Origin of the sequence: Achromobacter sp. 2789STDY5608621, from assembly GCF_001299375.1 — a bacterium.
GTDB lineage: Bacteria > Pseudomonadota > Gammaproteobacteria > Burkholderiales > Burkholderiaceae_B > Achromobacter > Achromobacter insuavis.
This window is the reverse complement of record NZ_CYTU01000054.1, coordinates 23,008-34,745: the sequence shown is the minus strand read 5'-3', so window position 1 is coordinate 34,745 and position 11,738 is coordinate 23,008. Positions and strand designations below refer to the sequence as shown.

Sequence of the window (11,738 nt, the reverse complement as noted above, 5' to 3'; positions counted from 1 at the left end):
GCGAGATCGTGCTGGCGGCGCCCCGCCAGCAGGCCTGAGGCCGGCGGACGCGCCGCGTCCGGCGTGGCCCGCGCGCGGGCGCGGGCCGCGGCTCGGGACGCTAGAACGTCGCCTTGAGGTTCAGGAACACGCTGCGCGGCTCGCCGTAGTAGACCTGGTTGGCCACGCCGCCCAGGTAGTACTTCTTGTCGAACAGGTTGTTCACGTTCAATTGCGCCGACAGGCGGGAATTGAAGTCGTAGCGCGCCATCAGGTTGAACAGCGCGTAGGCCTTCTGCTTGGCGGTGACGCTGCCTTCGTCCAGCTCCACGTTGGTGTAGGTGCTGATCTGCCAATTGACGCCGCCGCCCAGGGTCAGCTTGCTCCACGCGCCCGGCAGGCGATAGGTCGTGAACAGCATCGCCGTGGCGCGCGGGCGTTCGGTGTTGACCGATACGCCATGCACGTCGCGGCTGGTGTAGTACGTGCCGCCCAGCGTGGCGTTCCAGCCCGGCGCCATCTGGCCGGTCACTTCCATCTCGATGCCGCGCGTGGTCACGCCGTCGGCGGTCTTGTAGGCGCTGTCGGTCGATCCCGGCACGATGTAGCCGGCGTCCGGCACGCCCGTCTTGCTTTCCTTGACCTTGAACAGCGCCAGCGATGCGTTGAGCCTGCCGTCCAGGTACTCGCCCTTGACGCCCACTTCGTAGTTCTGCCCCTCGACCGGATCCAGGTAATTGCCGTTGCGGTCGCGATAGTCCTGCGGCTGGAAGATGTCGGTGTAGCTGACGTAGGCCGAGTAGGTGCTGTTGATGTCGTACACCAGACCGGCGTAGGGAATCAGGCGCGAGTCCTTCTGGTCGCGCGTCGGGGAGCGCGATTGCCAGGTCGCGTAGCGGCCGCCGGTGATGAGGGTCAGGCTGTCGTTCAGCGACCAGCGCGCCGCGGCATAGGCGCCGCGCTGATGCGTCACGGTGTCGCGCAGCGTCGAGGTGGTCCAGTCGGGCTGCGGATACTTGCCATCCCAATCGTAGAACGATCCCGTGTCCGGCATGGCGCCGGCGCGGCCGTAGCTGTAGAAATCCTCGCTGTAGCGGCTGCGCATCGCGCCCAGCACCAGCTCATGGCGACGCCCCAGCAATTGGAACGGCCCCTTGACCTGCAGGTTCAGCGCGGTCTGCTGCGCGTAGGAATTCCAGTAGCCGGGCAACGCGCCCAGGCCGGCGCCGGTTTCCCGGTCGGGCTGGCCGTACAGGTACAGCAGCTTGGCGTCGTACTTGCTCTTGCGCAACGACCAGTCGGCCTTCGCCTCCCAGTCGTTGTCGAACCGGTGCGTGAGCGAGGCGAACGTGGTGCGCTGCGTGGTGTGCCAATAGGTCCAGTCCGCCGCGGTGGTCTTGGAGCGGCGCCAGTCGGTGGGCGTGCCGTCGCTGAACACCACCGGCAGGCTGCCCCAGGTGGTGCCGCGCGGCCGCTTGTCCTGCGAGTCCATGCCGACGCTGAGCGTGGTCGACGGCGTCAGGTCGGCATCGATCACGCCGTAGAACACCTTCTTGTCGGCGTGATACAGATCGATGTAGGAATCCTTGTTCTGGTATAGCGCCACCATGCGCGCGCGCACCGTGCCCGCCTGGTTCAGCGGCGTGCTCAGGTCGAGCGAACTGCGGAACTGGTTCCACGAGCCGGCGCCGACGTTGACGGAACCGGTGAATTCGCGGCTGTTGGCATGCTTGCGCACCAGGTTGATCGAGGCCGACGGATTGCCCGCGCCGGTCATCAGGCCGGTGGCGCCGCGCACCACCTCGATGCGGTCGTAGATGATGGAATCATTGTCCGACTCGCCATACATCGACAGGCCGATCGTGGTGGGAACGCCATCGTATTGCAGGCTGTCGATGTAGAAGCCGCGCGACCAGAAGTCGGTGCGGTCGCTGTCCTCGGCCACCACCTGCACGCCCACCACGTTGCCCATCACCTCGTCGAGCGAACGCAGGTTCTGGTCCTCGATGCGCTGGCGCGTCACCACCGTGACGGACTGCGGCGTTTCGCGCAGCGACAGCGCCAGCCCGGTGGCCGCCGAGGTGGCCGGCGTGGTGTAGGAGCCCGATCCCTCGGTCACCGCGGGATCGCCGGCGCCCAGCACCTTCACGGGCGACAGGCTGGCCACCTCCTCGCCCTCGCGCGTCAGCACGATGCTGTCGCCCTGCCAGCGATAAGCCACGCCGGTCCCCTGCAACAGGCGGGCCAGCGATTGCTCCGGACTGCCGCTCATGCGCAGGCCCGGCGAGCGCAGACCGGCCACCAGCTCGGGCGCGTAGAACACGCGCTGACGAGTCTGCGCGGCCCATTGCAACAGGGCGTCGCCCAGCGGCATCGGGGCGATGTCGACGGCGACCGCGGGCGTCTGCGGCTGGGCCTGGGCCGCGCCGCAGGCGCCGGCCGCCATGGCCAGCGACAGCATCAGGGAGAAAAGGGTAAAGCGGTGCGTGGCGCGCGGGCGGCGCCTGGAAGAAGCATTCACGGTCAGCAGCGGTTTCGGTTCGACGATGGACAGGAAAGTCCCTTCGGGGGGACGCGGCGCGACGCGCCTTCCTGGGTAGAACGATGCCGCTGCGAAAAAACCTGAATGCCGGGCCTGATTATTTTGTAACGGCGCACGCGCCTAGCGCGCCGAGATGTCGATGGCGCCGTCCGCCGCCGGCGCCAGCTTCACCGGCGCCACCGCCGGCAGCGCTTCCAGCAGGGCCTCGGGACGATCCAGGCTGAACGAGGCCGAGACGCGCAAGCGCCCGGTCTTGCTGTCGGCCAGGCGCAAGGGCGTGGCCAGGTAGCGGTTCATTTCGCTGACCACCTCGGCCAGCGGTGCATTCCTGAACACCACCCGGCCCGTCTGCCAGGCCAACGCCGTATCGACATCGGTGGGCGCCGGCACGCCGATGGCGCCGCTGCCGGGCACGCGGATGCCGTGTCCGCCGCGCAGCACCGCCAGGCCGAGATTCCACCAATGGCCGCCGGTGACTTCCACCGTGCCGGACCGCACCAGCACGGTCACCACGTCCTCGTCGCGCCGCACGTCGAACACGGTGCCGGTCACGCGCACGTCGCCGCTGCCGGCGCGCACGATGAAGGGGCGCTCGGCCTCCGGGCTGACGCTGAAGAGGATTTCGCCGCCCTGCAGTTCGATCTCGCGGCGGCCCGCGTAGAACTTGACCTCGGCCAGCGTATTGCCGTTGATGTCGAGCACGGAGCCGTCGGGCAACGTGACCTGCTTGCGTTCGCCGCGGTCGGCGCCGACCACGGTGGTGAAGGTGGGCGCCTCGCCCGGCAGGCTCCACCAGCCGGCCAGCGCGACCAGCGCCAGCGCCGCGCAGGCGATGCCCACGCGCAGCGGCATCGCGACGCGGCGGCGCGATGGGCGCGCCGGCACGGCGCCGCCCAGCAGCGCCCGCACCTGGTCTTGTGGCAGCTGTTCGGCCGCCTTGCCCAATTGCTGCATCCGGTCGAATTCGCGCGCCGCGTCCGGCTGCTCGCGGCGCCAGCGCGCGAAGGCGCGGCGCTCGCGGCGCGTCATGTCGCCCGAATGCCAGCGGGCAAACCACCAGGCGGCGGTGGCGGGCTGGCTCGGGTCGTCGGCGTCACGGTAAAAGGACTCGGTCATCGTCGGCTGCCGTCCACGCAGAAGCGTGGACATGGATTGAAGGAAAACTGCGTCATGGATTGTGCTCGTGCAGGCGCTCCCGCACGTGTTCGATCGCTCGCATGACATAGCGTTCAATCATATTCTTGGACAGGCCCATATAGGTGGCCACCTCGGCCTGGGTCCAGCCCTCGATCCGGTTCAACACGAATGCCTGGCGGCACTTGGGCGGCAGCTCGCCCAGCACCCGCGCCAGATCGTCGGCCAGCCGCGCCGCGCGCAGCGGCGCTTCGGGATCGGTCTGCGCGGGCTGGTCATGCTCGTCCAGTTCGTCCAGCGGCACGTGCTGCTCGCGCCGCTGGCGGCGCCAGCGGTCGATCAGGCGATGCCCGGCGACCTGGAACAGATAGCCGCGGGCCTTGGCCGCCACGCTGCCATCCGCCTTCAGCAGATGCTCGACCGCGTCGTGGGCGGCGTCTTCGGCATCGTGCCGGTTGCCCGAGCGGCGGCTCCAGGCGCCGATCAGCTCGTCATAGCAGGCGAGCCATCCGGGGCGGGTCGAGGCGGGGCGGGACATGGAACGATCCGGTGGCGTAGTGTGGCGACGCTGCGGATTTTACAAACAATTCTCATTACCGCAAGGCCACGCCGCCCTTGCCTGCCCGCCGCCCCGCTAGTAATCCATCGGCACGTGGCTCTGCGCCGCCCGCAATTCCTGGATGTGCCGTTCGGCCTCCTGCCGCTCGGCGGCCGGCGGCAGCGCGCGCCAGCTGACCATGCTGCCCGGCGCCTTGACCGGCATCCAGCCCAGCACGCTGTACAGCGTGATCGCGGTGTCCCCGGTGTCCAGCCGCGTCTCGTAATAGCCCTGCCGTTCCGGCGTCTTGTCGCCGGGCACCCACTCCAACTGCGACATCGTGTCTCCCTCTCGGTATAGCCTGTCCTGAAACCGCGGCTCCCGCCAAACAGGGGCTTGCGCCCGATGGTAGCGCGCCGCCTTCTCCCGATACGTGCACGATGCGCCCGCTTTTCAATTCTTGACAGAGGGGAATCCCTAAGCTTTTTCGGCAACGCGATTGCTAAGTCGGGAACTGAGGCGCTAGGATGCGGCAAAGGATTCTTACAAACCGGGTCCGGCGACGCAGCCGCGTCCCGGGCCAGCCCGCCCTCGGTAGCGGGCTTCTGAGGGCGACCGGTATGCCGACATCGAGCTTCATGCGCTATCCGAAAGATCGGTTGGCGGCCCTGGCCAGCGCAAGCGCGCTGCGCGCCATCCGCGAAGGACTGCTCTGGACGATGCCATGCCTGCTCGTGTCGGCGCTGTTCCTGGTGCTGTCGGTGGTGGCCGGGCAGCTCGGCCTGTCCTCGACGGTGGTGCAGGAACTGGCCGCGGTGCATGCCAAGCTCAACAGCGTCATGCCGATGCTGGTCAGCACCTCGGTCGGCTACATGCTGTCGATCCGCCACCGCGTGCCCAATCTGCCGGCGGCGTTCCTGTGCCTGTCGTACGTGGTGATCGCCGAGGGCCTGCTGGCGCCCTACCCGCACGCGGCCGCCACCCTGATCCTGAGCATCTCCATCCTGCTGCCGCTGGGCAGCCTGCCGCTGCTGGCCTGGCTGCACCGGCGCCGCTGGACGCGGCTGGCGCCCGACGGCCTGATCGGCGAAAACGTGCGCGGCACCCTGAACATGGTGATACCGGGGTTGCTGACCGCCGGCGCGGTGGCGCTCGCGGTCAGCGCGCTGATACGGATTCCCGGCGTGGCGCAGTTCGACATCCCGCTCGACCTGGCCTCGCTCGACAGCCCCTTCACCACCGGCCCGATGACGGCCGCGCTGAACTCGATCTTCTGGTTCTTCGGCATCCATGGCTATCACGCGATGGCGCCCGTCATCGATGTGCTGGACCAGGCCACCGCCCTGAACGCGGCCAGCATCGCCGCCGGCCACGAGGGCATGTACGCGCTGAATGGCAGCCTGCTCGGCGCCTTCGTGTTCATTGGCGGCGCCGGGGCGACGCTGTCGCTGGTGGCCGCCATCCTGGTGTTCTCGCGCAGCGAGTCGCTGCGGCTGCTGGCGCTGGCCAGCATTCCGGTATCGCTGCTGAACGTCAACGAGATCCTGCTGTTCGGCCTGCCGCTGATCCTGAATCCGCGGCTGCTGATCCCGTTCGTGCTGGCGCCGGTCTGCAACGCGCTGGTGGCGCTGGCGGTGGTGCAGCTGGGCTGGATCCCGCCCGCCTCGGTCACGTTGCCGCTGACCTCGCCGGTGCTGCTCAACGCCTATCTCAGCGCGGGCGGCCACCTGGGCGGCGTGGTGCTGCAGGTGGTGCTGATCGCGCTGGGGGCCTGCCTCTACGCGCCCTTCGTGGTCGCGCTGGAACGCCAGCGCAAGGCCGACGCCACCGTCTACTTCAAGTCGCTCGACACCACCTTCCCGCGCCTGCAGGAGGAATCGCTGCTGTTCGCGCACGACCCGGTCGTCTCGACCTACACCAACCGCGCCCGCCGCAGCGCCGAGATCTCGCGCATCCGCACCATCAGCGAATACGACTTCTATCTCGAATACCAGCCGCAGGTCTCGCTGCGCAGCGGCCGCTGCACCGGCTGCGAGGCGCTGCTGCGCGCCACCGGTCCGGAAGGCACGCAGCAGGCGCCGCTGGAATTCCTGCGCTGGCTGGCGCAGGCCGACCTGATGCGCGAAGTGGACCTGTGGGTGGCCAAGCAGGCGGTGCTGCAATGCCTGGCCTGGCGCAAGGCCGGCTTCACCCTGCCCCTGACCGTCAACGTCACCAGCGGCACGCTGACCTCGGAGTCGTATCTGGACAAGCTCGTCAAGGTGCTGGAACAGGCCCAGGGCCAGGTGTCGGTGGAGCTGACCGAGGACGCGCTGGTCGAGGACGCGCAGGCGCTGCACACGGCGTTCGACCGCCTGCACGGCATCGGCTGCAAGGTGTATATCGACGATTTCGGCACCGGCTACTCGGCGCTGAGCTACCTGCACCAGTTCGAGATCGACGCGGTCAAGATCGACCGCAGCTTCGTGCTGGCCCAGAGCAGCGCGCGCGGCGCCCAGGTCATGAGCGGCCTGCTGCGCTTCTGCGAGGCGCTGGACCTGCAGATCATCGTCGAAGGGGTGGAAACCCAGGAGCAGCTCGCCGCGCTCGAATCCAGCGCCGAGATCGTCGTGCAGGGCTGGTTCTACAGCAAGGCGCTGTCAGGCGAGCATCTGGTGGAATTCGCGCGGCGGCGCATGCCGGCCGCCGCGCACAGCGACAGCGCCGCCGCTATTTGATGCCGATGAACGGCAGGGCCGCGCCCGGCACCTGCGTGGACGGCAGCACGCCGTCCCACTTCTCGACCGCGTTCAGGCTGACCAGGTTGGTGTTGGCGGCCAGCGCTTCGGCCTTGGCGCGGATCGCCGCCGCCTCGGCGTCGCCGCGCATGCGGATGCCGTCGGCCTCGGCGGTGAACTGCTGGCGGCGCGCATCGGCTTCGGCCTTGGCCTTGACCACCTGGATCTCGGCGTTGATCATCGCCGTTTCCTTCTGCTGGCGGGTGGTCTCGATCTGCACCTGCGCCAGCATGCGCTGTTCGATCGAGTGCTCGTAGGCCTGCGAGAAACCGACTTCCTCGATCTGCACGCCCACCACCTGCACCGGCGCGCCTTCCATGGTCTTGAGCACGGCGTTGTTCACGTCCAGGCCCAGCTTCTGGCGTTCCTGGATGGCGCGCACGGCGGTGTACTGGCCGAACACGTTCTTGACCGCGTCAGGGGTCTTGCGCTCGAGCACGCGCATCTGCAGGTTGTTGATGGTGCCGTATTCGGAGTACAGCTCGGCGACATGCTCGGCCGGCACGCGGTACGTGACCGACACGCGCAGCGTGGCGGGCTGCTGGTCATAGCTGTAGGCTTCGAGCTTCTCGAACACGAAGGTGTGGTCGCGCACCGACACCGTCATCACGTTGTCGATGAACGGCGTCTTGAAATCCAGGCCCGGTTCGGACACGCGCACCAGCTTGCCGTTGCGCAGCACCACGCCGCGTTCGCCCTGGTCCACCTGGAACCACGAACCGAACGCCAGGCACAGGATCAGCACGAACAGCACGCCCGTGATGATGCCCACCTTGAGGCTGCGCGGCTTGACGGACTTGACGATCTGGAGGTCGGTCGGCTTCACTTTTCAGTCCCTTTCTGATTTGTTGCGTTTACGATCCGAGAGCACGGCGGCGATGCCGCGCGCAAGCAAATAGGCGACCACGGCCGCCCCCACCAAGATCAGGAAATATCGCATCTGGCATTCCCCCCCGGAATAGAAGCGAGCGATTCTAGCTTGAGTCAGCGCGCTGCAAGGTTACGGTTGTTGCAATGAGAAAAACCGCTTGCCAACGGAGACAGTGCGCGTTCCAGCGATACGATACGCTGGCCGCACCGCAATTCAGGGATCGCATCATGCGCCGTCATTTCGCCGCTCTCATGGCCGTCGCGGCCTGTACCGCCATTATCCAGCCCGCCTGGTCGGCGCCGCCGGAGAACCGGGGAAAACCGGACCATGCCGGGCAAGGCAACGGCAAGAACAAGGGCCGGGACGACGACGCCGGCATCAACGTCACCCTGACCACCGCCGGCATCAGCATCTCGACCGCCCGCGGCTACGCGGTGCAGGCCGGCGCCACCGGCTATGGCTCCCTGCCGCCGGGCATCCGCAAGAACCTGGCGCGCGGCAAGCCGCTGCCCCCCGGCATCGCCAAGAAGATGGTGCCGGGCCCGATGCTGGCCCGGCTGCCGGTGCATGCCGGCTACGAATGGCGCGTGGCGGGCAACGACCTGATCCTGATCGCCATCGCCAGCGGCGTGGTCGCCGACGTGCTGGCGGGCGTCTTCGATTGAGGCGGCGCGGCGCTACGCCGCGCGCTCCTCGGCGCGCGGATCGAGCCCGAAGCGTTGACGCAGCGCCGCGACCGCCGCGGCATCGTCCAGCAGGGTTTCCGTGACGGCATCGGCCGCCACCACCTTCAGCGTATTGCCGACCAGGATGCTGCGGCCGGACTCGGCATGCAGCACCACCACGCGCTTCTGCACGAAGATGGCATCGGGGTGGGTCGAGTTCAGGTAGTTGGCCGGCGCGAAATCGATCCACTCCTGCGGCGACAGGTCGAATCCATATTGGTTCTGCCACTGGCCGGCCGCGCGCGCCTGCAGCAGATACTCGCCGCCCTCGGCGCGGCTCAGCCTGAAGGCATCCATGTCCTGGCGCACCTCGCGGTCCAGATCGGCCAGATTGAGCGGCGCCCGGATGCCATAGCTGCCGAAGCCCAGATCGCACAGCCAGTCGGCGCCCTCGACCCGTGCCACCAACGCCATGTGCGTCTTCGGCCGCCTGACGGGATAGAACATGGGCCGGGCCGCGACGAAGCGATAGGGAATGCCCAGGGCCTGCAGGGCCATCGCGAACAGGCCGTTGACCTCGTAGCAATAGCCGCCGCGTCCACGGGCCAGGATCTTGTCGACGATGTCCTCGGGCGCCAGCGAGACGACGCGGCCGGCCTGCACGTCCAGGTTCTCGAACGGCACGCTGAACAACTGGCGGCGCATCAGCGCGGCCAGCGTGGCGCTGTCGGCGCGGAGGTCGCCGGCGTGACCGATGCGTTCAAGGTAACGGGACAGGGTGAAATTTGCTGCGTGCATGGCATGCGCCTTCGAAGGGGGTGAAGTAGCGGGGAAAGGCCCATCATGCCTCCCGGCCGGCGCTCCCGGCGGCGACAGGGCGACGGCGGGCTATGCTGTACAGATATCCATTTTCCGCATCTGTCATGCAGCACAGTTATGCCCGGCTCGCGGCCCGCCTGAAAACCGCCATCCATGCCTCGGAATACACAGTGGGCGAGCGCCTGCCCTCGGTGCGCGAACTGGCGGCCGAGCACGCGGTCAGCGTCGCCACCGCCGTGCGCTGCTACCGGCAGCTGGAGCGCGACGGCTATGCCGAGGCGCGCTACAAGTCCGGCACCTATGTGGCCGACTGGAAGGCGCTGCGTCCGACCCGGCCCGCCGCCCCCGCCGCGCCGCCGGCCGGCGTGGAATACGACCGCCTGGCCTCTCTGCAGCACCGCATGACGCAGCTCTACGCCCTGACCGCGCAGCCGCTGCCGCTGGCGTTGCACCTGGCCAGCGCGGCGCCGGAATGGTATCCATGCGACGCCCTGGCCCGCATCGCCCAGCGCCAGTTGCGCCAGCAGCCGCTGGCGCTGGGCGCCTATCCGTCGGGCACCGGCCTGCCGGCCTTCAAGACCGAACTGCTGGCGCACCTGGCCACGTGCGGCATCGACGCCGGCCCCGACGATCTGCTGATCACCAATGGCGCCACCGAGGCCATGCAGATCGCCCTGCGGTCGGCGGCGCGGCCGGGCGACACCATCATCGTGGAATCGCCGGTGTACTTCGGCTTGCTGCAGGCCATCGAGCACCTCGGCATGCGCGCGCTGGAGGTCCCTTGCGTGCCCGGCCAGGGGCTGAGCCTGGAGGCGCTGGAATACGCGCTGGAGCACCAGCCCGACGTGCGCGCCGTGGTCGTCATGCCGACGTTCCAGAACCCGCTGGGCGACTGCATGCCCGACGCCGCCAAGCAGCGCCTGCTGAAGATCGCGCAACGCCACGACCTGACCGTGATCGAGGACGACGCCTTCGGCGACCTGGGCCACAAGACCGAGCGCCCGCCAGCCATCAAGGCCTGGGACCGCGACGGCCGGGTGATCTACTGCGGCTCATGCGGCAAGAGCATGGCGCCCGCCTTCCGGCTGGGCTGGGTGCTGGGCGGCAAGCGCCACCGGCAGCTGGAATCGCTGAAGGTCAGCAACTCCCTGGCCGCGCCGCTGCTGGAGCAGCAGGTGCTGGCGGACTACATGAAGAGCGGCAAGCTGCCCGCCCACCTGCGCAAGCTGCGCACCCGGCTGGCCGCCGTGGTGCCGCCCGCGCGCGACAGCGTGCGCCAGCATTTCCCCGCCGGCACCCGGGTGAGCGGCCCCGAGGGCGGCTGGTGGCTGTGGCTGGAACTGCCAGAGCCCATCGACACGCTGTCGCTGCTGCGCACGGCGGTGCGGCAGGGCATTTCCTACACGCCAGGCGCCCTGTTCTCGGCGTCGGGGAAGTACGGCAACTGCCTGCGGCTCAACATCGCCCGCCCATGGACGCCGCCGCTGGCCGCCGGCCTGCGCGCGCTGGGACAGGCGATGCGCGCCAGGCCGGCCGGCTAGGGCCTTTCGCCGGCGTCGTAGCAGGCAAGCCCCAGGCGGGCCAGGTTGTCCGGGTATTCGAAGTAGGCCTCGTCCAGCTCCTGCAGGCGCGCCTGCTCGGCCTCGGTCATCGCGCCATAGATGTCGTTGAGTTCGATGACCTCGGGCGCGGCCTCGAAGCGATCGATCAGGCCGCGCATGGCCGCCACGATGGCCAGCGTGCGCTCGGCGCCGATCTTCCTGAGCGCGAGCAGCGCCAACTGGCAGGTCGGGTCGCCCCAGTTGCACAGAAACTGCATGAAGCCGCCGTTGTTGATGTCGGCTTCCATGCGCCACAACGCGACCAGTTCCTGCTCGCGCTGCGGCAGGCTGTCCAGTTGCCAGCCGGCGGCCTGCAACGCGGCCAGCGCCTTCTCGTAGTGCGCGTCCCACAGCAGGTCGCGCACGTTCAGCATGCCTTCGGGCGACGGCGCGAGCAGGCCGGGCCAGACCACGCCATGGTCGTCGTCCACCAGCTGCCATTGCGCGCGCTCGGCCGGGCTGCCTTTCTCCAGCCGGATGTGCCGCCGGATCGGCTCGCGCAGCTCGCGGCCGTCGGCCAGCGTCAGCAGGATATGGGTATCGGTCAGCGCGAGATGGCGGATGCGGTAATCGGCGGCGGACATGCGGTGTCTCGAAATGAAAGCGGCGGTGGCGCAACGCGCTGAAGATAACGGATCGGATCGCGGGCGTCGAGGCGGCGCCGCGTGCTTATCGTTCCAGGGCCTGCCCGAGGCTCCTTGTAGCGTGAACAGGCTCTAGCATCACGCCGCATCCTGTTACGCCCCCGCGCGCGACCCATCTGCTACCGTAAAGCCTGCCTTCGGGTACGGCCCGCGCGCCGCGTCCGCAAT

At 68.5% G+C, this 11,738-nt stretch carries 10 protein-coding genes; 3 read left to right on the top strand and 7 right to left on the bottom strand.

Going from position 1 to position 11,738, the window contains the following annotated elements:
* Positions 1–100: 100 nt before the first annotated feature.
* From fhuE to AOZ53_RS29080, 4 genes are all read right to left on the bottom strand, one after another.
* Entirely contained in the window at positions 101–2,509 is a 2,409-nt protein-coding gene (gene fhuE, locus AOZ53_RS29095) for a ferric-rhodotorulic acid/ferric-coprogen receptor FhuE (RefSeq protein ID WP_082385808.1), read from the bottom strand.
* Positions 2,510–2,641: 132 nt separating this feature from the next.
* Entirely contained in the window at positions 2,642–3,637 is a 996-nt protein-coding gene (locus AOZ53_RS29090) for a FecR family protein (protein WP_054490426.1), read from the bottom strand.
* 52 nt (positions 3,638–3,689) lie between these two features.
* Positions 3,690–4,193 (bottom strand): RNA polymerase sigma factor, encoded by a 504-nt coding sequence (locus AOZ53_RS29085; RefSeq protein ID WP_054428687.1) that lies wholly within the window; start codon positions 4,191–4,193, stop codon positions 3,690–3,692.
* Positions 4,194–4,289: 96 nt separating this feature from the next.
* A complete protein-coding gene (locus AOZ53_RS29080) occupies positions 4,290–4,532 on the bottom strand; it encodes a hypothetical protein (protein ID WP_054428688.1) in 243 nt (80 codons plus the stop codon).
* A gap of 281 nt (positions 4,533–4,813) precedes the next feature.
* Here AOZ53_RS29080 and AOZ53_RS29075 point away from each other — a divergent pair, with 281 nt between their 5' ends.
* A complete protein-coding gene (locus AOZ53_RS29075) occupies positions 4,814–6,910 on the top strand; it encodes a PTS sugar transporter subunit IIC/EAL domain-containing protein (RefSeq protein WP_054428689.1) in 2,097 nt (698 codons plus the stop codon).
* On the opposite strand, the gene AOZ53_RS29070 is transcribed toward AOZ53_RS29075, so the two are convergent.
* Positions 6,903–7,742, bottom strand: a complete 840-nt coding sequence (locus tag AOZ53_RS29070) for a prohibitin family protein (protein WP_369815888.1) — start codon at positions 7,740–7,742, stop codon at positions 6,903–6,905. The genes AOZ53_RS29075 and AOZ53_RS29070 overlap by 8 nt on opposite strands.
* Before the next feature lie 326 nt (positions 7,743–8,068).
* Here AOZ53_RS29070 and AOZ53_RS29065 point away from each other — a divergent pair, with 326 nt between their 5' ends.
* Positions 8,069–8,506 carry an anti-virulence regulator CigR family protein gene (locus AOZ53_RS29065; RefSeq protein WP_054428691.1) on the top strand — a complete coding sequence of 146 codons (438 nt, stop codon included), beginning with the start codon at positions 8,069–8,071 and terminating at the stop codon, positions 8,504–8,506.
* A 12-nt stretch (positions 8,507–8,518) separates the two neighbouring features.
* On the opposite strand, the gene AOZ53_RS29060 is transcribed toward AOZ53_RS29065, so the two are convergent.
* Positions 8,519–9,304, bottom strand: coding sequence for an arylamine N-acetyltransferase family protein (locus AOZ53_RS29060; RefSeq protein ID WP_054428692.1), 786 nt, complete (start codon positions 9,302–9,304; stop codon positions 8,519–8,521).
* Between the two features lie 125 nt (positions 9,305–9,429).
* Between AOZ53_RS29060 and AOZ53_RS29055 the strand changes: the two genes are divergently transcribed.
* The gene (locus AOZ53_RS29055; RefSeq protein ID WP_054479024.1) at positions 9,430–10,866 is read left to right on the top strand and encodes an aminotransferase-like domain-containing protein; all 1,437 of its coding nucleotides are present in this window, start codon (positions 9,430–9,432) and stop codon (positions 10,864–10,866) included.
* Here AOZ53_RS29055 and AOZ53_RS29050 read toward each other — a convergent pair.
* Positions 10,863–11,510, bottom strand: a complete 648-nt coding sequence (locus AOZ53_RS29050; RefSeq protein WP_054490424.1) for a DMP19 family protein — start codon at positions 11,508–11,510, stop codon at positions 10,863–10,865. The two genes, AOZ53_RS29055 and AOZ53_RS29050, sit on opposite strands and share 4 nt — an antisense overlap.
* Between the last annotated feature and the right edge of the window lie 228 nt (positions 11,511–11,738).